Source organism: Nesterenkonia natronophila, from assembly GCF_003595215.1.
Taxonomy (GTDB): domain Bacteria; phylum Actinomycetota; class Actinomycetes; order Actinomycetales; family Micrococcaceae; genus Nesterenkonia; species Nesterenkonia natronophila.
Genome location: NZ_QYZP01000002.1, coordinates 719,092 through 740,177 on the forward strand (window position 1 = coordinate 719,092; position 21,086 = coordinate 740,177).

Genomic DNA, 21,086 nt, shown 5'->3' on the forward strand with positions numbered 1-21,086 from the left:
AGCCCGGGCGGTCACGGCACGAGGGACTGTGCCACCAGTTCCTCCGCCGCGGCGTCTCCGAAGACGGGACGCCAGGGGATCCGCTGCCACACCAGCAGCAGGAGATCGGCAGCGGGACCTTGCACATGCGCTGACTGCTCAGCGTCCCCGATAACTACCGACTCACTGTGAAGGTCACTTGCGGAGAGGACCAGGTTCTGAGCAAGCGGCTCCACCCGCTCAGCTCTGAGCATGCGCGGGTACATCACATCGCGGACCTCTTCGAGGCCATCGAAGGCCAGAATGGGATCGAGGTCGATACTCCCACCGAGAGCCTGGTGGGCATCCCAGAGGTGAATCACCGTCTCATGGACCTGCCGGCGCTGCCAGAAGAGGGCTGTGCGCTGCTCCTTCACCAATGTCCAGCACGGGGCGTCTGGCCCTGCAACAGCTAGGGCCTTCCGCAGTGTCTCAGACTCTGCGTAGTACCAGTCGGATAGTCGCTCCCCCTCCGCGGGCCGGATCGGGGGCCGCTGCCGCGGATCCGCCCCGTCAAGCATCCCTACAGTCCATCGATGGGTTTGTCCCAGATGCACTGCCAGGTCTCTGAGGGTCCATCCCGGGCAGGCGCGGACTGGTGAGGACAACGCACCCTTTTGGTGCTCGGCAGAGACGAGCACCGTGACGAACAGCTCTGCGGCTGCAGCCAACTCATCCAGCCACGGGCGACCAGTGGGAGATATCACATATCGAGCATACCGCTCCACATCAGGGGTATTGCCGGTAATGTAAGGCAGGTCCTTTTCCCCGTGACTGCATTTGGTGAGGTGTTTTCGTGTCGCTGAAAGGTCTGCGAGACGCGCTGGCGGCGTCGTCGTCTTATGCGAGGGTGGTCTCAGCCGCTGCGCATCCGGCAGCCGAGCGGACCGAGGAACTGCAGATCGCCTCCACCTCGGGTCTCCGACCGGCGCTGATAGCCGAGGTGGCCGCGGGGCTGCGGCAGCATCATCGCGACGCGGTGGTGCTGACCATCACCGCCACTGACCGCGAGGCCGAAGAGCTTCAGTCGGCTTTGAGCTGCTTCGCCCCGGACGCAGAGATTGCGCACTTCCCCTCCTGGGAGACACTGCCGCATGAGCGACTCTCACCGCGATCCGATACAGTCGGCCGGCGGCTGGGGATCCTGCGTCAGCTTGCACATCCTGAGCAGGCTGGACGCCTGGATGTGGTGGTCGCACCCATCCGGGCCGTCATCCAACCCATTGTTGCCGGTCTCGGAGATCTCGAGCCGGTGACCCTGACGACCGGGGAATTCCACCAGTTCGACGACGTAGTGGCCCGCCTCTCAGCTGCAGCCTACAACCGCGTAGACATGGTGACTCGGCGCGGTGAGTTCGCTGTCCGGGGTGGAATTCTGGACGTTTTCCCACCGAACGAGACGCACCCATTGCGGGCGGAGTTCTTCGGTGATGAAGTAGAGCAGCTGCGGCACTTCTCCGTCGCCGATCAGCTCTCGATCGAATCCGACGAAGCTCCGCGCACAGTGCACGCTGTGCCCTGCCGTGAGCTGCTCATCACTGACGAAATCGCTGCGCGGGCCAAGAGTCTGATGAGTTCCATGCCGCACGCCGTAGAGATGCTGGAGAAGATCAGCCAATATCAGGCGGTCGAAGGTATGGAATCGCTGACACCGGTGCTGGCGGACTCCATGATCCCGCTGACGGACGAACTTCCTGAGGGGTCACTGGCGGTGGTGGTCGAGCCGGAGAAGGTCCGCACCCGCGCCCACGATCTGGCCGCCACCAATGAGGAGTTCATGGCCGCCGCATGGCAGGCCAGTTCCGACGGCGCCGCAGCGCCTATCGACATCTCCGCTCAGGAACAGTCCTCATTGGACACTGGCGCTTTTGCGACCTTGACCGAGACCCGCGAAACCTCTCTGGGCTCCGGTGCCGGATGGTGGTCAATCACGTCCCTGGGGCTGGACTCCGAACTGGAGCAGGACGCTGATATCGTCTCACTGGATTCCCGCGAGCCCATCGGGTACCGCGGTTCCGTCGAACAAGTGATGGAATTCCTCGCCGGCCGCGCCAAGGACCACTGGTCGGTGGTGGTCACCACGGCCGGGTCCGGTTCAGCCCAGCGTGTTGCGGAGCTGTTGGCCGAACATGATGTGCCGCATCAGCTCTCCGGAACCCTCGATGTCGCCCCCCAGCCCGGACAGATCACCGTCACCACCGCGAACCTCGCCGAAGGCTTCGCATTGGACTCGCTGCAGCTGGCGCTGCTCACAGAGTCCGAGATGCTCGGACGAGCCATCCGCCAGGACTCTGGGGCGGGAAAGCGCCGCGCGACCCGGCGGAAGAAGAACCCGGTCGATCCGCTTTCGCTCGCCAAGGGCGATTATGTTGTGCACGAGCAGCACGGCATCGGCCAGTTCGTGGAGCTCATTCAGCGACCGGTGGGCTCCCCCCAGTCCATTCGCGCCGGAACGGCCGGTATCCGAGAGTACATGGTGCTTGACTATGCATCGTCTAAACGGGGGGCCCCCAAAGACCGGCTGATGGTGCCCACAGATCAGCTTGATCAGGTCTCCCAGTACGTTGGTGGGGACGAGCCTCGCCTGTCCAAAATGGGAGGCTCCGACTGGTCAGCTACTAAACGGAAGGCGCGTAAGGCGGTCAAGGAGATCGCTGCCGAGCTCATCAGGCTCTACGCGGCCCGTATGGCGTCCCGGGGACATGCCTACGCCTCCGACACGCCCTGGCAGGCTGAGCTGGAAGACGCCTTCCCCTATGTGGAGACCCCCGATCAGCTCTCGGCCATGGATCAGGTCAAAGTCGATATGGAAGCCGAAGTCCCCATGGATCGGCTGATCTCAGGAGATGTGGGATTCGGCAAGACCGAGATCGCCATCCGTGCTGCCTTCAAAGCAGTCCAGGACGGCAAACAGGTCGCCGTGCTGGTGCCCACCACTCTGCTTGTCTCTCAGCACTACGAGACGTTCACCGAACGCTACGCAGGCTTCCCGGTCCGGGTTCGTGCGTTGTCCCGCTTTCAGAGCGCCAAAGAGTCCAAAGAGGTGATGGCGGGCCTGCAGGAAGGCACCATCGACGTGGTGATCGGCACCCACCGGCTGCTGAGCAAGGACGTCCAATTCAAAGACCTCGGCCTCGTGGTCGTTGACGAGGAGCAGCGGTTCGGGGTCGAGCACAAAGAGCAGTTGAAAAAGATGCGTACCAACGTGGACGTGCTCGCCATGACCGCCACCCCGATTCCGCGCACCTTGGAGATGTCTTTGGCCGGCATCCGAGAAACGTCGGAACTGAATACTCCGCCGGAAGAACGCCACCCAGTACTTACCTACGTGGGTCCTTACACCGATAAGCAGGTCTCGGCTGCTATCCGCCGTGAACTGATGCGTGAAGGCCAGGTCTTCTTTGTGCACAACCGCGTGGCTGACATTGATCGGGTGGCCGCGCGCGTCCGCGAGCTGGTCCCCGAGGCCAGGGTCGAGGTGGCGCATGGACAGATGGGGGAGACTCAGCTGGAGCAGATCGTGCAGGACTTCTGGGAGCGCCGGTTTGACGTACTGATTTCCACTACAATCATCGAAACCGGGCTCGACATCTCCAACGCCAACACGCTGATCGTCGACCGAGCCAGCGCATTCGGCCTGAGTCAGCTGCACCAGCTGCGCGGAAGAGTCGGACGCTCCCGGGAACGTGCGTACGCCTACTTCCTCTATCCGGCCGAGAAACCGTTGGGCGAGGATGCTTTGGAAAGGCTTAAGGCAGTGGCGGCCCACAACGAACTCGGCGCAGGATTCCAACTGGCTAAGAAAGACCTGCAGCTCCGGGGTGCCGGCAACTTACTCGGTGGAGAGCAGTCCGGGCATATTGAGGGGGTCGGATTCGACCTCTACCTGCGTATGGTCGGGGAGGCGGTGGCTGACTACCGTGGGGAGGACGACACGCACCCCGAGGAGGTCAAGATCGAGCTGCCTATCAACGCACACTTGCCGGGCAGCTATGTCCCTTCGGAACCGCTTCGGCTGGAAGGTTACCGGAAGCTGGCCGCTGCGGACTCCGAGGAGAGGATCCACGAAGTAGTCTCCGAATGGACGGATCGCTACGGGGAGCTTCCGGCTGCTGCGCAGAATCTGGTGGAGGTGGCGCGATTCCGCAATCGGGTGCGCGCAGCAGGCATCACCGACGTAGGAGTTCAGGGCAAGTTCATCCGGTTTGCTCCGGTGGAGGAACTGCCGGAATCGCGCCAACTGCGCATGGAACGTATGTTCAGCGGCCAGCACAAGGCGTCCATGAAACAGGTGCTGCTGACCAAACCGACCACCAAACGAGTCGGTGGGGAGGACCTCACGGACGGGGCGCTGCTGCAGTGGCTCAACGAGGTCTACGACGCGCTCTTCGCGCCGCCGACGTCTGGCACCTAACCGGTCGCCCCGCCGCAGGCTTCTAGGGAAAGCACGTCAGCGCTGAGCGGAGGGCTTACGTTCGCTTGCAGGAGCCGCCGATTCTGCTTGGCGGGAGGCCATGGCGTCCAGGGGTTCCCCATGCTCGCCATGAAGGTCCTGCTGGTCCAGGGAGTCGGAGCGTCCGATGACCTCCTTGGCCACGATGAAAGCTCCGGTGTACAGGACCAGGAACGCCAGCCCGGGCAACCACACCGCATCCAGATCCCAGAAGTTCAGCGCCACCATGGAACCCAGCAGTATGCCGAACACGAAGAGGAAGGCAACCAGGTTGCCTAGGAGGTGTCCCTGTCCGGAATAGGCCTTGACCTGGCCGCGTGCGTCAATCATGCGATCCCTCTGTTTGCTGTGCCGTGGTGGTCACCGAAGAGGATACTGCTAGTAGCTTTCTCCGGTGCTGGAATTCTCTGCTCCCACAATATCAAGTGAAGAGCTGGCTCCGATCCGTGTTGCTCCGGCCTTGACCAGGGCGATTGCATCCTCGTACGTTCGCACACCCCCCGAAGCCTTGATTCCCAACCTGCCCCCCACTTCACGGTGCATCAGCCTGATGTCCGCCACGGTGGCTCCTCCACCAGCAAAACCGGTGGAGGTTTTCACAAAATCGGCGCCGGCGGCCTCCGCTGCGCGGCAGACCAGAGTCTTGGCTTCCTCAGCCAGAAGGGTCGTCTCAAGGATCACCTTCAGCAGTGCCCCGCCTTCGTGTGCGGCGGCGGCAATCGCTGAAATCTGACGCCGAACGGCATCTTCGGACCCGGCGTTGGCGTCTGCCATGTCTACCACCATGTCGATCTCGTCAGCACCGGCCGTCACCGCGACCTGGGTTTCGTGCACCTTCTGCGCAGTGGTAGTTGCTCCCAGGGGGAACCCCACTACAGTGCAGGTCTTCACCTCAGTGCCGGTGAGCGCATCGGCGGTCAGAGACACCCACTTGGGGTTGATGCACACCGCCGCGAAGCGGTGTTCCGCGGCTTCAGCAATCACCCGGCGAACTGTCGCTTCGTCCGTGTCCGGCTTGAGCACGGTGTGATCGATGAGTCCGGCCAGGCTCTTGGGCGTGGGGTTGGCGGTCACTGGGTCAGTCCTTTCCCAAAATCTCTTGCATCGAGCTGCGCATGCGATTCAGATGCTCCTGCGCGGTGTCGCGTGCGGCGGCGACGGCGTGTGGCGTCTCCGAGTTGGGGGCCGCGACAGCCTCTAAGTAGCATTTCACCTTCGGCTCGGTGCCGGAGGGCCGCACAATCACGCGGTGCCCACCTGATGTCAGATAGATCAGTGCGTCGGTGGACTTCGCCGGCGTGAAGTCTTTGCCCGGTAGGGGTTCCGTCTGCAGGTCCAGTGATTCGACCACGGGGTCCCCGGCCACCTCAGCTGGAGGAGCTTCGCGCAGCGCAGCGGTGACCTCCCCCAATTCGGACAGGTTATCGACACGGATGGTGACTTGTCCGGTGACGTGGACACCGGCCTCAGCAGCGATCTCGTCCAGTGCGCTGAGGGCTGTGGCGTCCTTTGCTTTGAGATCGGCCATGAGTTCGCAGAAGATCAGCGCCGCGGAGACACCATCTTTGTCTCTGACATGCACCGGGTCCACATCGAACCCGATAGCTTCTTCATAGCCGAAAACGATGTTCGGTACCCGAGCCAGCCATTTGAAGCCGGTGAGAGTCTCCTCGTGGCCCATGCCGCGGGATTCGGCAAGTTTCCCAAGCAGCCGGGAGGAGACCACAGAGTTGCCGATGATCGGCTGTTCGTCCCCCTCGGCGGTCTGCCACCTGGGCCGAAGGGGTCCGCGCTCCAGAATGTGGCGGCCCAGAAGAGCGCCAATCTCGTCCCCGGAGAGCTGTCTCCAGTCCCCTGACGCCGGATCGTAGACCGCGGCAGAGAGCCTGTCTGCATCCGGATCGTTGGCCAGTACCAGGTCGGCCTCATTCTCCTGAGCGGCCTTGAGGGCAAGGTCCAGCGCCCCGGCCTCTTCCGGATTGGGAAAGTCGGCGGTGGGAAAAGCGGGATCGGGCTCGAACTGTTCGGTGACCGCGATAACCTCGGTGAACCCAGCCGCATGCAGCAGCTCAGTGACAGCCCGACCGCCCACACCGTGCATGGCCGTGTACACGACGGTCAGGTCCCGGTGCGGGTAGTTCGGCGGGTCAAGCAGCTCCAGCGCTTCCTGCTGGTAATTGGCCCGCGCCTCAGCGCCAATGGTGCTCACACCGCTCGGGCGGGTGACCTCGGGGGAGGCAAGCGCCGCTGGGGCGGCCGGGTCGGCGGAGAAGTCCTCGGCCACCACCGCCTCTATGGTCTTCGCAATGTCCAAATCGGCCGGTGAGACGATCTGCGCACCCACGCCGAGGCCGTCGGGCTCGAGGTGCCGGGAGAGGTCGCCACCCAGATATACCTTGTAGCCGTTGTCACGGGGCGGGTTGTGGCTGGCGGTGACCATCACACCGACATCTGCGTCCTGGACCAGCACCTGCCGAGCCAACAGAGGGGTGGGCCCTGGCTGATCGAACAGGTGCACATCCCATCCGGCGTCACGGAATATGAGCGCAGTGTCGAATGCGAACTCATCGGACTGGTAGCGAGCGTCAAACCCGATGACGATCCGCCGGGCGGAGGAGAGCTTCTCCCTAGCGTACTTCAGCAGGCCGACGGCAGTCTGACGGACTACTAGCCGGTTCATCCGCAGCGGTCCGGGCCCCAGCTCGGCGCGGAGCCCGGCAGTGCCAAAGGCCAGTCGGCCCGCGAACAGCCGCTCCAAGGAGTCGTAGGCCACTTGGCTGCCCTCTCGGGCATCGTCGAGCAGTTCGGTCAGCTCGGCTCGGGTGCCGGGGTCCGGGTCCAGCTCAGTCCACCGTCCGACAGTCTCCAGCAGCGCATCGCTGTGCAGCTCAGCCATCATCAGCTCTCCTCCAACGTTCTGTGAATAATGCCTGCAAGCAGCGCGGCGATGCGCGGAGCAGCCTCCTGACCCGCTTCAATGACCTCCTGGTGACTCAGTGGCTGAGCCGAGATGCCCGCCGCCAGGTTGGTGACCAAGGAGATGCCGAAGACCTCCATTCCGGCGGCGCGGGCAGCGATAGCTTCCAATGCCGTGGACATTCCCACAAGGTCCGCGCCGATGGCCTGCAGGTACCTGATCTCTGCAGGAGTCTCGTAGTGCGGTCCCGGAAGCTGCGCGTAGACGCCCTCTTCAAGTGAGGAGTCGATCTGCTGCGCCAGGGCGCGAATTCGCGGAGAGTACAAGTCTGTCAGATCCACGAAATGTGCGCCGCGCAATGGGGAAGTGCTGGTCAGGTTCACGTGATCACGAATCAGCACCGGCGTCCCGGGGGACCACTGGGGGTTCAGCCCGCCGCAGCCATTGGTGAGTACGACGACGCCTGCTCCGGTCGCTGCGGCAGTGCGCACCCCGTGTGCCACCGCATCGATTCCCCGGCCTTCGTAATAGTGAGTGCGTGCGCCAATGATAAGTACGTGCTTCCCCGCGGGCGTGCGGATGACCTTAAGTGAGCCGGAGTGTCCCGGAACCCCGGAGGTGCGGAAGCCGGGCACATCATCGGCGTCGAGTTCAGTGACAAGTTCTCCCAGGTGCTCCGCGGCTTCGCTCCAACCCGACCCGAGTGTGCAGGCCAGGTCGATGCGGTCCGTTCCGGCGGCATGCAACACGGTGCTGGCCGCGTTCTCCGCCTGCTGGTTAGGCAGACTCGTCGGATCACTGGTGGGTTCGGGGTCCGCCGCGGGCTCTCTGGAGGGCCCCTCCTCCTCCCCACCCCGTACGGTGACGTGGCCGAATCCTGGTGTGGGGTCGTGGTCGATGCTCATATGCTCCAATCTACCGCGGGACGGCGGTGCCTCCTCTGCTCAGGACTGTTGTTGCAGGGCCCAGCGCAGTGTGTCCAGACCTAAGGCGCCCAACTGGAGGACCTCGGTGTGAAACCCGCGCAGACTGAAAGCATCCCCAGCTTGCTCAGCTGTCTGCTCCCGCTCTGCACGGATCTGCCGAAAGGCCCTCTGGCCCACCTTGTAACTGGGCGCCTGACCAGGCCACCCCAGGTACCGAGTCAGTTCAAACTCGAGCTGCGCGTCAGAGAGAGGTAGGTGATTTTGGAGAAAGGCTCGGCCATTGACTGGGTTCCACACCTGGGATCCCCATTCGGCAGGAGCACGGAATCCACAGTGCAGCCCGATGTCGAACACCACCCGGGCGGCGCGCATCCGCTGCATATCCAGCATGCCCATTTTGTCTCCGGGGTCCTCCAGGTACCCCAGCTCGGCCATGAGATCCTCGGCGTAGAGCGCCCACCCCTCGGCATAACCGGAGGTGAGACAACCGTGGCGCCGCCACGCGTTGAGCCTATCCTTGAGGAGAACTGCCGTGGCGATCTGCAGATGGTGGCCAGGGACACCCTCGTGGTACACAGTAGTGGTCTCTGCCCAGGTGGTGAACTCCGTATCCTCGGGAGGAACTGACCACCACATCCGTCCCGGGCGCGCGAAATCCTCGGACGGGCCCGTGTAGTAGACCCCGCCGTCCGTGGTGGGTGCAATCATGCACTCCAACTTGTCGATGGGTTCCGGGATATCAAAGTGAACATCCTTCAAGTCAGTGATGGCCCGGTCGGAGAGTTCCTGCATCCATCGCTGCAACTCTTCGGTCCCATACAGTCTGCGGGCAGGGTCCGAGTTGAGCACCTCTTTGGCTTCCGCAACGGAAGCCCCGGGAGAGATTCGGCCGGCGAGACCCTCCTGCTCGGAAACCAGCCGCCGCAGCTCCTCCAGACCCCACTGGTAAGTCTCCTCCAAGTCCAGTGTGGTGCCGGTGAAGTGTTGCGAGGCCAGTCGGTAGTAGTCGGCACCCACGGCATCCTGGGCGGGAGCATGGGGCAGCAGCCGTTCCGTGAGGTTCTGCGAGAGCTCCATGTACGCCTGCGCAGCCCCGCTCACACCGCGGTGGACATCAGTGATGACGTTTGCGCTGGCCCCTGCCGACTCCACGGAACGGACCAGCTGCTCCAGCGCTCCACCCTGCGCCGCATAGGAGGCGAACTGGCCAGCTGCGGCCTGCACTTGGCGTGCGGCAGAGACGCTGCCGCTGCGGCGCGCTGCACTGAGGGACTCCCAGTAGCCGGCCAGTGCACGGGGCAGATTCCGCAGCCGCCCGGCAATGTTCGCGAAGTCCTCATCCGTGGCCTGGGGCATCAGGTCGAGGATTTGTCGCGCACCGTGAGCGGGGGTGGCGATGTTGTTCAGATCCTCTCGCCCAGTTTCGTGCAGTGCCAGGAACAGGCCCAGGCGCTCGCGCATGGCGTGCAGGGTGACCCTGTCGGTCTGATCGGCAGGGGAGAGCTGCGCCAGGTCACGCAGTGTGGCGGCGTCGAGCTCGGCCTTCTGCCGCTTTCCCTCCGGAGAGTAGTCACCATACTCAGTCTCATGCCCGGGCATTCCCAGGTAGGTGGCCTCCTCAGGAGACAGTTCCAGAGTCTTTGCATGGTACCGCTCAGCGAACTCATCGACAGCGGTGCTGCGGCGCGGCTCAGTCATGAGCTCAAGCCTAACCCCGGGGTGCTCACTCCTCGGCGGGGTCGAGTACGTGCAGGTGGAGCCGGCGCGCCGCTTCGGCGATCGAACCGGTGAGTGAGGGGTAGACCGTGAAGGTGGTGGCCACATCATCCACATGCAGCTTATGGGTGACGGCCAGAGCCAGCGGGTAGATCAGTTCTGAGGCGCGGGGTGCCACGACCACGGCGCCGATGACTGTGCCAGAACCCCGCCGGGCAAATATCTTCACGAAACCGTCCCCGATGTTCATCATTTTGGCCCGCGGGTTCGTGGCAAGATCCAGCTTCACCACATCAGCTTGATACTTACCGGAATCGACCTGGGACTGCGTGACACCGACCGTGGCGATTTCTGGGGAGGTGAACACATTGGATGCAACCCGGTGCAGCTGCAGCGGCTTCACAGCCCCGCCCTGCATATGTGCCACCGCGATCCTGCCCTGCATCGCAGCCACCGAGGCAAGCGGCAGCATGCCTGTGCAGTCTCCAGCGGCGTAAATGTTTGTGGCGGTGGTGCGGGAGACGGTGTCCACTCGGATATGTCCGGACTCTGTGATGTCCACGCCGCACTCTTCAAGCCCCAGCCCAGCTGTGTTGGGCAGCCCGCCGACGGCCATCAGGCAGTGGGAGCCCTCCAGAACTCGGCCATTGTTGAGCGTGACCCTGACCCCGTCTGCTGTCCGCTCCGCCGAGTTCGCCCGCGCGCGCGCTGCGACCTGGACGCCCACCCGAGAGAAGGCGTCCTCCAGCACGGCAGCGGCATCCGAATCTTCACCGGGAAGCACCTGATCCCGCGAAGAGACGAGCGTGACCTCAGCACCGAGCCTGCGGTAGGCGGAGGCGAACTCCGCGCCGGTCACTCCGGAGCCCACGACAATCATGTGTTCGGGAACTTCGGTGAGACTGTAGGCCTGGGTCCAGTTCAAAATCCGCTCACCGTCTGGTTTCGCGGTCTTCAACTCACGGGGGTGGGCGCCGGTGGCGACGATCACGGCGTCGGCCTCCACGAGCTGGGTCTCTCCGTCAGGAAGGGTGACCTCAACATTGTGCGGGGGGGCTAAACGCCCGCGCCCAGAAATAATCCTGACTCCCGCTGACTCCAAAGAGCGATGAATATCCAGAGACTGAGTCTGCGCCAGCTTCAGCAGCCGCTCATTGACCCTAGAGAAGTCAGCCCAGGCCGAGGTTTCATACTTGTCATCCCCAGTCTCGCCGAACCGCACCCCGAACGAGGTGGAGGCGTTGACCCGGCGCATGGCGTCAGCTGTGGCAATCAGCGTCTTGGAAGGGACGACGTCGGTGAGCACAGCTGAACCGCCCATGCCCTGGTCCTCGATGATCGTCACCTCGACTCCAGCGTCGGCGGCCACCATGGCTGCCTCGTAGCCGCCGGGGCCACCACCAATGATGGCCACGCGATCAGGGGCGAAGTGCTTCGCTGAGTTCACAGGAGTCATGGGCTTATTCTTGCCGACACACCGGGGTGCTGTCACAGCGGTTCGTGTTTATGTCGTGGTTGCGGCTTTCCCTTCGATACTCTTGTGACATCAGCGACACCCCCGTCGCTCCAGAGTTGAACTGATGAGACCCAGGGCAGGTGGAGACCTCCATGACGTTGAGCCTCCGCCCGCAGCTGACCGGGATTATCGAGATGATCCCCAGCCTGCCCATTCACTCATCAGTCCTCATTCCTCTGGTCGCCGGGCTCTTCCTGGCGGCGCTGATACTGAGAGCTCAACGGCTGCCCAAGCAGGCGGAACGGCGGAACCAGGGGCTGACCACGCGTCAGGCTCGAACTGCCCGCAGATATGTGTACCGCAGCCGCGGGCTGCGAGGCGCTGGACGTGACAACAAAGGGACACAGATGAGCAGGATCAACGCTGAGGACACCACACAAGGCAACCCAGGGAAGAGTGCACGGAATTCGGACGGTTTCCGGATCTACTGGGGTCGCAGCATCCTGGCCGCAGTGACGCTGATAGCCATGATCGGCGGCATCGGGACCGCAGTGGCCGCTCCATTCCTCACTGGACTCACATGGGTCGTTCCGGCAGTCTTTGCAGCCGTGTTGCTGACGTCCTTGGCCAGCCTGCGGGTGTCAGCCGTGGTGCGGCGTCGCGCTGGGCGCAGAGAGCGGGTGGAGCGAGCAATGCGGCAGGCTATGAACCCGGAACCGCAGGCGACGAGACATAAGCCAGAGACAGTTCAGAGCGAAGTCGAGCCTAGCGCCGCGGAGGGGTCCCCGAGAGTCGCTGCGCGCCGGTTCACAGGACCTTTCGATGCGCTCAGCGCTGACGAGTCGGGCAAAGGTGGACCAGATTCGCTGGTAACGATCGACGCCGACGGACTGCCGGAGAGCGCAGACCGACTTTTCGGACCCGAGGGTTCGCCGCGGCAAGTCGCAGATCAGGAATCGAGTCCTGTCCGCAGCGGGCCCGGATCCGCTGAACCGTGGGAGGTCCGCTCGGTCCCGGCGGCTCACTACATGGTGGCGGCTAAGGCGGAACGCCCGGAGCCCGAACCGCTGAATGAGCCGGCCCCTGTTCCATCCAGTGAGGTCAAACTCAAGCCGTCTGCCGCCAGCCCGGAGAGTCCCGAAGTCAATCCGGCCCCGCAACAGGCGATAAACCTAGATAAGGTCTTACAGCGGAGACGCGCCTAACTTTCCTCCGGTAATCTCACTGCATGTCGTCGCCGAACTTTTCTTCCGCAGCGTCGCGGGGAGGTGCTCCGCGCAGCCGAGATCAGGTGGAGATACACCAGCTCGCGTTCCTTCAGTCTGATGCTGTCCACCCGCTGATCACCGAGGCGTTTCTCGGCAAGGACATGCCGCCTTCGGAAGTGACCATGGAGGCAGTTCAGCACCGGCCCGGCGCTGGAGCAACCGGTATTTACCGTGTCACCGCGCATGAGGACCTATACGTCGGGGTCACCACAGAGCACGTCCATGACCGCGCTGAAGGAATTCTGCGCAGCGATTCTGAGCGGGGAAAGTTGGTGCTCTGGCAGCACCCCATGGACCCGATGCTGCCGGGCCTCCAGCTGGCCACGGACCCCAGCTCGGTCACATCCACCTGGGGCGAGGGCTATGAGCTTACGGCACTCCAGACAGTCAGTTACCGTCCGTTGCGTCGAGCAGTGATCGCCGCTGACTTCGCCGACGGACGCCGCCTTTACCTCAAGGTTCTGCGGGAGGGTCATGCCGGTGAGCTGGCCGCACGGCACCGGATGCTTCTGGGGGCTGATGTGCCTGCACCGGCGCCAGTGCGGGACCCAATCCGTGATGTGGTGGCGCTTGAGCAGGGAAGAGGAATTTCCCTCGCGGAGCACTTCCTAGCAGATGGTGCCGCTGCAGTGCGTCCGGCAGAGTTCGTTGAGCTGCTCGACGCTCTGCCGGCAGCAGTCATGGGACTGCCCACACGTGACGCTTGGACGGACCGACTGTCCGCCTACGCCTCTGCAGCGGTCTCAGCTGTGCCCCAGTGCGAACGCCGGGTCAGGCGTTTGGAGGAGGAGGTCCTGGCCGGTGTCCCCGTCACCGACAGAGGTCCTTTGGTGCCCACCCACGGAGACTTCTATGAGGCCAATCTGCTGATGGACGGAAATAAGATTTCGTGTCTGCTGGATGTGGACTCGCTGGGCCCTGGTTACAGAGTCGATGACCTGGCCTGCTTCCTGGGGCACCTTGCGGTATTGCCGGCGGTGGATTCGCGCTACCTTCACGCGCCCGCAGCCTTCGACCGTTTTGCTCGAGTCTTTGCAGCGGGCGTAGATCCCGAGAGCCTCCGGATCCGAACGGCCGCGGTGGCCCTTTCACTGGTCGCCGGTGCGCGGGATGTGCGCGGTGGGGAGTGGCGGGCCAAGGCCGAGCACCGATTGCGCTGTGCCGAGGTGCTGTTGGGACTTACTCGGAGTGCGGGAGATCTTCCTCACTGGCCAGCTGTGCTCTGAGAGCCTCCAAGTCCGCTGTCAGACCGGCGGCGACGTCGTGCTTTCCCAGTGCTGTGAGAGCCTCAGCGCGGCCCTCCAGCGAGGTTGCCAGGAGGGGATCGGAGATTTCTCGGGACTCCGCGGCCATGCGGAAGAGCGTTTCAGCCTCCTGAGGTTGGTTCATTTGCAGCAGCACCGTCGCAGCGAAGATCTCGGCGTCGGCAGCAGCCTCCTCATCGCCGGAGCCAGCGAACATATCAGCAGCCTCCAATGCAGCGGCCACTGCCTCGGTGCCGCGACCCAGTGCGGTCAGGGACCTCGCCCGAGTGTCGGTGATATCCGCGCGCTGCCAATCTGTTCCGTGCTCATCGACAATACCCATGGCGCGATCCAGATAATCCAGTCCTGACTCCTCTTCGTGCCGACACAGCAGGTGACCCAGCGAGTGCAGCGCTTGCAGGAGCATGAGGGGGTCGGTGTCCTCGCCCTGATCAGCGAGGCTCAGCCCCCGCTCATAATGTTTGCGGGCAGCGTCCACTCGGTCCAACGATGCTGCCAGGGCGCCTGCGGCCAGGTGTGCACGGGCAGCTTCATCGACCTCCTCCGCGGAGATGAATTGAGTCGCGGCTTCCTCCCAGTGCGACATAGCTTCGAGGGGGCGCTTCTGTTGGGTCACCGCGTGTCCCAGGCCCATCAGCGCGCGGCCCCTGGTGGAGAAGTCGCTGTCGCCTCCAGCAAGGCGGAGGGAGAGAGCTTCGAGGACCTTCTCTGCCTCGGCGTACTGCTCCATGTCCAGCAGCTGCTGTCCCAGCGCCAGGGAGAGCAGGCGGGACTCGGAGAACTCACCCAGTTCTGCCTGCTGCACCGCGACACGCCATGCAAGGACCGATGTGTCAGCCTCGCTCAGGCTCGCCGTGATCCCGGCCAGCAGCGCAGCGGCTGAAGCGGCACCCTTGCGCACTCCGCACGCGGAATACAGTTCAACGGACGTCATCGCATCGGCCACAGCCTCAGTGGGCCGGTCTGCCTGATGGTGCACTGTTGCGCGGAGCATAGCCATGGCACCACGCACCGCGCGGTTAGCAGGAGCCGAGAGCACTTGGTTCGCCGTCGCCATGGCTGCCTCCGAATCATCGGAGAGCAGCTGCGCGTGCGCCAAGAACATACGCGCCCCAGCCAGAGCCTGGGGGCGTCCCAGAGCCTCGAGAATCTCGCATGCCTCGGTGATCAGGGGAAGTGCTGCGTCGGGCCCGTCGTCATGAAGGCTGCGCACGGCGAGGGAAGACAACACATCGGCACGGTGCACGCTTGGTCCCGTTCCATCATCGAGCTCCTCGGCCATGCGGCGAAGAATTTCTGCTTCCACACGGTCGGGTTCGCGGAGCAGCATTGTTCCCAGCTGAGCCTCAACCTCGGCTTGCCGAGTGCGTCCAAGCTGCCGCAGCAGCGCGACCCGCTCCTCCAGGTACGGGGCGGCGATGGCTGAGGCCCCGCGCATCTCATGGACTCCGGAGAGAAGTCGCAGAAGCATGAGACGGTTCTCAACATCTTGGGAGCCAGGTGCCTTCAGTCCTCTTTCAGCGGCTTCGGCCGCCGCGGCGTATCGTTCACCGTAGGCAGCCTCATAGGCGAGATCCACCCAACCGCGGGCGGTCTGCGCTTCCTCCTGCGCCGCAGCTGGTTGCTGCAACAATGAATGCAGGCGCGTGGTCAGCGGAGCCGAGCCGGGAATCTCGACGGGCAGGTCAACAGATTCGCCTCTCATCTTTCCCAGGATAAACCCGCGGCCCCCTCCCCGTAGAATGTCGCTCATGGTTTTTCAGCGCAGGGGACGCAGATCACCTGTGCGCCAGCCACCGCCTGCGCCGGCCTCAGCGGCTGCCGCTGTAGCACTTGGTCTGCTGTTGACGAGCTGCTCGGACCCCCCTCCTCCGGCGCCGGAGCCTTCAGGGCAGGAGATCGAGCGCGCCTGGCGACTGGCAGTGGGCAGCGACCTCTTGGATCAGACTGTGGCCGAGGTGTACGCCATGGCGCTGAACTCCCACGAGGTCCCCACCGTCGTCGTCAAGGAGGATGAGGAGACCGCGGTAGGGTTGGCGGCTGAACTTGCGGTCGCGGACCCGCAGGAGAGCCCCGAGCTTGGTGAGGCAAACGACGGCGACCTCGATGATCGTTATGAGATTGTGGTCGCCCGCACTTTGCCACTGGCTGAGGAGTTGGACCCCGAAGGATACGCCGAACTGACCGTACCGGAGGGGGAGACCGGTGTGGGCCCCGCGGCCGAGCCCGAGGAGCTGATCGATCTGGTGGAGGCTCAGCTTACTGAGGCTGAACTCTCCGAACCGACCGCGGCAGTGCTGCGCAGCAGCCTGCACATTACTAGTGTCACCGCGGAGACCTTCGGGATTGAAGGTGAGGAGGAGGAAGACTTGGGCACTCTGACCGCGGACTGCGGAGCTTTGGTCTTCGGTGTTTCCACTGAGATTGCTGGCGTGAGCACCGCGCTGGAGGAAACATATGACTGTGTGCCCAATGAGCTGCGCACCGAGGACGACGAGACCCTGATCGAGTTGCTCATCACAGCTGAGATTGATGCAGCCGTTTTCTCCGCGTCCCACCCTGCGGTGGCGGAGCATGCGCTGATCAGTCTGCGTGATGTCCGGGGAGCCCTTCCCGAGGATCAGTATGTGCCGGTGATCTCTTCGCGCATTGCCGAGGAGGTCCCGGACGTGGTGGATGAGATCTCCCAAGCTCTGAATGAGGAGGCGCTGCTGACGCTCCGTCGTCTCCTCTACGGCGAGGATGCCCTCGATCCTGAAGATGCGGCAACTTTCTGGCTCGTGGAGGAGGGGTTGTTGGCCGAACCTGAGAACTGGGGATGACGCTTGCCGTGTGAAATTCGCGGATTGTTGACAATGTGAGGCAGAATCTCTCTATGGAGGAGTTCCAGGATTTCACCCAGGCGACCAAGCTGCGCAACGTCCGTTACGACGTCCGTGGCCCGATAGCTGTGGAGGCCGCACGCTTGGAGCGGGCCGGACATCGCATCACCAAGCTCAATATAGGGAATATGGCGCCCTTCGGATTTGAGGCGCCGGATTCGATCATGATGGACATGATCCGGCACCTTCCCACTGCGCAGGGCTACTCCGACTCTGCTGGCATCTACTCGGCACGCACTGCAGTAGCCCAGTATTACCAGACCAAGGGGATGCGGGATGCCAAGGTGGAGGACGTCTATCTGGGCAATGGAGTCTCTGATCTGATTACCATTACGCTGCAGGCCCTGATCAATCCAGGTGATGAGATTCTCATCCCGACACCTGACTATCCGCTGTGGACGGGCCTGACAGCTCTCTACCAGGGCATTCCCGTGCACTACATCTGTGATGAGAATAACCATTGGTGGCCGGATCCGGAGGAAATCGAATCTAAGGTCACCGAGCGGACCAAGGCGTTGGTGATCATCAACCCCAACAATCCCACCGGCGCGGTGTATCCGCGGGAGATCCTCGAGGCGATAGTGGACATCTGCCGGCGGCACAATCTGATGCTGTTGGCCGACGAGATTTACGAGAAGATCACCTACGACGACGCGGAGATGATCAACGCCGCCACGCTCAGCGATGATGTCTTCACCATCACCTACTCAGGGCTGTCCAAGACCTGGCGGGTAGCCGGGTATCGCTCCGGATGGATGTACATCTCCGGCCCGAAACACCGAGCTTTGGACTACCTGGAGGGGGTGCAGCTGATGGCGAATCTGCGCATGTGTCCCAATGTCCCCGGGCAGCATGCAGTGCAGACGGCGCTCGGCGGATACCAATCCATCCAGGAGCTCATCGTCCCCGGGGGGCGGCTGTACGAACAGCGCGACGTAGCCTACAAGCAGCTTTCTGAGATCGAAGGCGTCGAAGTCTCGCAGATGGACGGGGCGATGTACCTTTTCCCACGTCTCGACCCGGAGATTTACCCGATCGAGAACGATGAGGCCTTTGTGATGGAGCTGTTGCGCCAGCAGAAGATCTTGGTTTCGCATGGGCGGGCCTTCAACTGGATCGACGATCAGCACTTCAGGCTTGTCACGCTTCCTGCGGTGGAGGAGCTCCAGGAAGCTATCGACGGCATTGCCACGTTCCTGGCCCAGTACCGCGATGCCTTCGCGAAGCCTTACCCGGTGGCCTCTGCCACTGGCTGAGGTTTCGGAGCAGCTGCTACCACCGGACGCAGCATTTTTGGTGCATGATGAGGGGATGCAGAATTTTGCCGAGGAGTTCGTTCAGTCACCCAAGTTAGTCGATGTCCGGTATGACGTTCGGGGGCCCATCGCGCAGGAAGCGGCGCGGCTGGAACGGGCAGGACACCGGATCACTCGGTTGAACATCGGCAACCCGGCGCCCTTCGGATTTGAGGCTCCTGAGCAGATCCTGCGGCACATGATCAAGACGCTGCCCACCGCCCAAGGATATTCCGACTCACAGGGCGTGTACTCGGCGCGGGTGGCCGTGGCCCAGTACTATCAAGCCCGCGGGCTCCGGGGTGCTGCGCCGGAGGATGTGTGGTTGGGCAACGGTGTCTCAGAACTGATCTCCATGGTGCTGACCGCTCTGATCGCGCCCAAGGACGAGATACTCATTCCGGCCCCGGACTACCCTCTCTGGACCGGAGCGACCAAGCTCGCCGGGGGCAATCCGGTACATTACATCTGCGATGAGGACAACCATTGGTGGCCGGATCCGGAGGAGATCGAGTCTAAAGTCACGGAGCGGACCAAGGCGCTGGTGCTGATCAATCCCAACAATCCGACGGGCGCGGTGTACCCGCGGGAGATCCTCGAGGCGATGGTGGATATCTGTCGGCGGCACAATCTGATGCTGTTGGCGGATGAGATTTACGAGAAGATCATCTTCGACGGTGCTGAGATGGTCAACGCTGCGACGCTGAGTGATGACGTCCTCACGATCACCTTCTCGGGATTGTCCAAGACATGGCGTGTGGCCGGATTCAGATCGGGGTGGATCTACATCTCCGGACCCCGGCACCGGGCGAAGAACTACATCGAGGGGCTCAACCTCTTGATGAATATGCGTATGTGCGCCAATGTTCCTGCCCAGCACGCGATTCAGGCGGCCCTGGGGGGCTATCAGTCCATCGAGGAGCTGATATTGCCCAAGGGCAGACTCTACGAGCAGTCTCGCACGGCCCACCGGCTGCTCTCCGAGATTGAGGGCGTGACGGTGGAGAAGTCTGACGGTGCTCTGTACCTCTTTCCCCGTCTGGATCCGGAACTGTATCCCATTGACGATGACGAGGCCTTCGTCATCGAGCTGCTGCGTCAGAAGAAGATTCTGCTCTCCCACGGACGTGCCTTCAACTGGGAGGACACTCAGCACATTCGGGTGGTCACCCTGCCTCACGTAGAGGACCTGGAAGTCGCAATCTCGGAGATCGCCGACTTCCTCGCCGACTATCGCGACGTCGCCACGCGTACCGGCTGAGGCACCCGGCGTTACCGGACTCGTGCCAGCCCGCTAATCTGCTGTGTCGGCGCTGTCTGCTCGGTCAAGTGATTGGCGAACCTCCTGCAGACGGGCGGAGGCGCCGTCGAGCCAGCGTTCGCACCTATCGGCTAGGGCTTCGCCACGCTGCCACAGGGCCAGCGACTCCTCCAGCGGAGCCCCACCCGTCTCCAGCTTCGTCACCACCTCAGCGAGTTCATCGCGCGCTTGCTCATAGGACATCTGGTCGATGTCGTCGGTGCGGGCAGTGCTGAACTGACTTTCGCTCATACGGTCTTCTCCTCAGTGGTGGTGGTGACCTCAGCGGTGAACTCTCCGGAGGATACCTTCACGTGCACCTCCGCGCCGACCTCCAGCTCTCCGGCATGACGGACGATGCGCCGCCGGTGCTGAACGACGGCGTAGCCGCGGTCCAGAGTGGACTGGGGGGACAGTGAAGCCACCTGAGATCGGGTGGCGGCAACCCAGTCTCGAGCCCGGTCCACAGTAGTCTGGGCAGAGAAGAGCGCGCGACGCCGAAGCCGCAGCAGGTCCTCAGAGCGCACCTGGATCATGGCCTCCGGCTGCGCGAGAGCTGGTCGGGAACGTACTGCGTGAAGCCACTCAGCCTCTCCGCTGAGCATCCGCTCCAGCCCCTGGGACATTCGTGTGCGCGCCAGGCTGATGTTCTCGCGCTCTACCGCTTCCTCCGGCACCAGGAGCTTGGCGGAGCCGGTAGGTGTGGAGGCGCGCACGTCAGCCACTTCGTCCAGCAGTGGCCGGTCTGCTTCATGGCCGATCGCTGAGACCACCGGTGTGTGTGCGGCTGCCACTGCACGCACCAGCCGCTCGTCGGAGAACGGCAGGATGACTTCCTCCAGGGCGCCCCCGCCCCGTGCGATCACGATCACCTCTACGTGCGCCAGGGCGTCCAGGTGCTCTAGAGCAGCGGCCACCTCGATCGGAGCCATGGGTCCCTGAGTGGAGACTTCCCGGATCTCGAACTGCGCGGCGGCCCAGCGTGCGCTGACATTGCGGAGGATGTCTTTCTTGGCATCCGAATCCCGCCCCGTGATAAGGCCGATGCTCCGGGGCAGAACAGGCAGCCTCTTCTTCAGCGCGGGACTGAACAGTCCCTCGGCGGCCAGCTGCTGCTTCATCCGTTCGATCCGGGCCAGAAGGTCTCCCAGACCGACCGGTTCCATGCGCTGCGTCACCAGGGATAATCGACCGGACTTCTCCCACAGTGAAGGTTTCACCAGGGCGACCACTCGTGACCCGGGTTCGAGTCCCTTGCCGGCCAGGCCGCTCGCCACGTTTCGCCATGCGACGGCTTGGAATGAGATTTCCTGCTCCAGATCCCGCAGGGTCATCCACGCGGTGCCGTTGCGCAGATTGAACTCCACCAACTGACCTTCCACCCACGTGGGTGTCACGCGGTCAATATGCGCCCGCAGCTTCCCGGAGAAGTGGCTCAGCGGCCAAGGCATCTCTTCACTGGTGTCTTGGGAGCTCGCCGGCAGCGCGGCCAGCGGAGGTCGGTCTTTGGCGGTTGGCTCCTGATAATTCATACTGCTTACAGACTAGCCCGACTCGTTGCCGCCTTCCCGGTCCGAAACTGCCTCAGGA

16 protein-coding genes are annotated in these 21,086 nt (G+C 63.2%); 6 read left to right on the forward strand and 10 right to left on the reverse strand.

The features are described from left to right. Positions 1-11 precede the first annotated feature (11 nt). The gene (locus D3250_RS08470; RefSeq protein WP_158583113.1) at positions 12-725 is read right to left on the reverse strand and encodes a maleylpyruvate isomerase family mycothiol-dependent enzyme; all 714 of its coding nucleotides are present in this window, start codon (positions 723-725) and stop codon (positions 12-14) included. Positions 726-814: 89 nt separating this feature from the next. On the opposite strand from D3250_RS08470, the gene mfd reads away from it, so the two are divergent. Continuing rightward, on the forward strand, positions 815-4,432 hold the full coding sequence (gene mfd / locus D3250_RS08475; protein ID WP_119902889.1) for a transcription-repair coupling factor: 3,618 nt from the start codon (positions 815-817) through the stop codon (positions 4,430-4,432). A gap of 36 nt (positions 4,433-4,468) precedes the next feature. Here the strand turns inward: mfd and D3250_RS08480 are convergent, their stop codons facing one another. Genes D3250_RS08480 through D3250_RS08505 form a run of 6 tightly spaced genes read right to left on the reverse strand, consistent with a single transcriptional unit; the run spans position 4,469 to position 11,486 of the window. Further along, on the reverse strand, positions 4,469-4,801 hold the full coding sequence (locus tag D3250_RS08480; RefSeq protein WP_119902890.1) for a hypothetical protein: 333 nt from the start codon (positions 4,799-4,801) through the stop codon (positions 4,469-4,471). 48 nt (positions 4,802-4,849) lie between these two features. Next, a complete protein-coding gene (gene deoC / locus D3250_RS08485; protein ID WP_119902891.1) occupies positions 4,850-5,545 on the reverse strand; it encodes a deoxyribose-phosphate aldolase in 696 nt (231 codons plus the stop codon). Positions 5,546-5,549: 4 nt separating this feature from the next. Beyond that, positions 5,550-7,370: a phospho-sugar mutase gene (locus tag D3250_RS08490; protein WP_119902892.1), complete on the reverse strand. Its 1,821-nt coding sequence runs from the start codon at positions 7,368-7,370 to the stop codon at positions 5,550-5,552. Continuing rightward, a complete protein-coding gene (locus tag D3250_RS08495; protein ID WP_119902893.1) occupies positions 7,370-8,293 on the reverse strand; it encodes a purine-nucleoside phosphorylase in 924 nt (307 codons plus the stop codon). Before D3250_RS08495 ends, D3250_RS08490 begins: the two co-directional genes overlap by 1 nt. A 39-nt stretch (positions 8,294-8,332) precedes the next feature. Continuing rightward, positions 8,333-10,012 carry a DUF885 domain-containing protein gene (locus D3250_RS08500; RefSeq protein WP_119902894.1) on the reverse strand — a complete coding sequence of 560 codons (1,680 nt, stop codon included), beginning with the start codon at positions 10,010-10,012 and terminating at the stop codon, positions 8,333-8,335. Between the two features lie 25 nt (positions 10,013-10,037). After that, positions 10,038-11,486 carry an NAD(P)H-quinone dehydrogenase gene (locus D3250_RS08505; protein WP_119902895.1) on the reverse strand — a complete coding sequence of 483 codons (1,449 nt, stop codon included), beginning with the start codon at positions 11,484-11,486 and terminating at the stop codon, positions 10,038-10,040. Positions 11,487-11,638: 152 nt separating this feature from the next. Here D3250_RS08505 and D3250_RS08510 point away from each other — a divergent pair, with 152 nt between their 5' ends. Then, positions 11,639-12,691 carry a hypothetical protein gene (locus D3250_RS08510; RefSeq protein WP_147383508.1) on the forward strand — a complete coding sequence of 351 codons (1,053 nt, stop codon included), beginning with the start codon at positions 11,639-11,641 and terminating at the stop codon, positions 12,689-12,691. 23 nt (positions 12,692-12,714) lie between these two features. Then, complete coding sequence (locus D3250_RS08515) at positions 12,715-13,980, forward strand: phosphotransferase (RefSeq protein ID WP_147383509.1); 1,266 nt, start codon at positions 12,715-12,717, stop codon at positions 13,978-13,980. Here the strand turns inward: D3250_RS08515 and D3250_RS08520 are convergent. After that, positions 13,934-15,724, reverse strand: coding sequence for a hypothetical protein (locus tag D3250_RS08520; protein ID WP_119902898.1), 1,791 nt, complete (start codon positions 15,722-15,724; stop codon positions 13,934-13,936). The two genes, D3250_RS08515 and D3250_RS08520, sit on opposite strands and share 47 nt — an antisense overlap. A gap of 46 nt (positions 15,725-15,770) precedes the next feature. Between D3250_RS08520 and D3250_RS08525 the strand changes: the two genes are divergently transcribed. From D3250_RS08525 to D3250_RS08535, 3 genes are read left to right on the forward strand one after another with little or no spacing between them, the layout of a single operon-like run. Then, the gene (locus D3250_RS08525; RefSeq protein ID WP_147383510.1) at positions 15,771-16,841 is read left to right on the forward strand and encodes a glycine betaine ABC transporter substrate-binding protein; all 1,071 of its coding nucleotides are present in this window, start codon (positions 15,771-15,773) and stop codon (positions 16,839-16,841) included. A gap of 53 nt (positions 16,842-16,894) precedes the next feature. Further along, complete coding sequence (locus D3250_RS08530; RefSeq protein ID WP_119902900.1) at positions 16,895-18,157, forward strand: pyridoxal phosphate-dependent aminotransferase; 1,263 nt, start codon at positions 16,895-16,897, stop codon at positions 18,155-18,157. Between the two features lie 55 nt (positions 18,158-18,212). Next, positions 18,213-19,457: a pyridoxal phosphate-dependent aminotransferase gene (locus D3250_RS08535; RefSeq protein ID WP_119902901.1), complete on the forward strand. Its 1,245-nt coding sequence runs from the start codon at positions 18,213-18,215 to the stop codon at positions 19,455-19,457. Positions 19,458-19,490: 33 nt separating this feature from the next. Here the strand turns inward: D3250_RS08535 and D3250_RS08540 are convergent, their stop codons facing one another. Both D3250_RS08540 and xseA read right to left on the reverse strand, forming a co-directional pair. Continuing rightward, a complete protein-coding gene (locus tag D3250_RS08540; RefSeq protein WP_119902902.1) occupies positions 19,491-19,748 on the reverse strand; it encodes an exodeoxyribonuclease VII small subunit in 258 nt (85 codons plus the stop codon). Then, positions 19,745-21,028: an exodeoxyribonuclease VII large subunit gene (gene xseA, locus D3250_RS08545; RefSeq protein ID WP_119902903.1), complete on the reverse strand. Its 1,284-nt coding sequence runs from the start codon at positions 21,026-21,028 to the stop codon at positions 19,745-19,747. The genes D3250_RS08540 and xseA overlap by 4 nt, the downstream gene beginning before the upstream one ends. Positions 21,029-21,086 lie beyond the last annotated feature (58 nt).

What these genes read in the sequence shown, in the direction of transcription:
- D3250_RS08480 (WP_119902890.1), bottom strand. Translation starts at nt 4,801, where the DNA reads ATGATTGACGCACGCGGCCAGGTCAAGGCCTATTCCGGACAGGGACAC.
- D3250_RS08490 (WP_119902892.1), bottom strand. Translation starts at nt 7,370, where the DNA reads ATGATGGCTGAGCTGCACAGCGATGCGCTGCTGGAGACTGTCGGACGG.
- D3250_RS08495 (WP_119902893.1), bottom strand. Translation starts at nt 8,293, where the DNA reads ATGAGCATCGACCACGACCCCACACCAGGATTCGGCCACGTCACCGTA.
- D3250_RS08500 (WP_119902894.1), bottom strand. Translation starts at nt 10,012, where the DNA reads ATGACTGAGCCGCGCCGCAGCACCGCTGTCGATGAGTTCGCTGAGCGG.
- D3250_RS08505 (WP_119902895.1), bottom strand. Translation starts at nt 11,486, where the DNA reads ATGACTCCTGTGAACTCAGCGAAGCACTTCGCCCCTGATCGCGTGGCC.
- D3250_RS08510 (WP_147383508.1), top strand. Translation starts at nt 11,639, where the DNA reads ATGACGTTGAGCCTCCGCCCGCAGCTGACCGGGATTATCGAGATGATC.
- D3250_RS08515 (WP_147383509.1), top strand. Translation starts at nt 12,715, where the DNA reads ATGTCGTCGCCGAACTTTTCTTCCGCAGCGTCGCGGGGAGGTGCTCCG.
- D3250_RS08520 (WP_119902898.1), bottom strand. Translation starts at nt 15,724, where the DNA reads ATGAGAGGCGAATCTGTTGACCTGCCCGTCGAGATTCCCGGCTCGGCT.
- D3250_RS08525 (WP_147383510.1), top strand. Translation starts at nt 15,771, where the DNA reads ATGGTTTTTCAGCGCAGGGGACGCAGATCACCTGTGCGCCAGCCACCG.
- D3250_RS08530 (WP_119902900.1), top strand. Translation starts at nt 16,895, where the DNA reads ATGGAGGAGTTCCAGGATTTCACCCAGGCGACCAAGCTGCGCAACGTC.
- D3250_RS08535 (WP_119902901.1), top strand. Translation starts at nt 18,213, where the DNA reads ATGCAGAATTTTGCCGAGGAGTTCGTTCAGTCACCCAAGTTAGTCGAT.
- D3250_RS08540 (WP_119902902.1), bottom strand. Translation starts at nt 19,748, where the DNA reads ATGAGCGAAAGTCAGTTCAGCACTGCCCGCACCGACGACATCGACCAG.
- xseA (WP_119902903.1), bottom strand. Translation starts at nt 21,028, where the DNA reads ATGAATTATCAGGAGCCAACCGCCAAAGACCGACCTCCGCTGGCCGCG.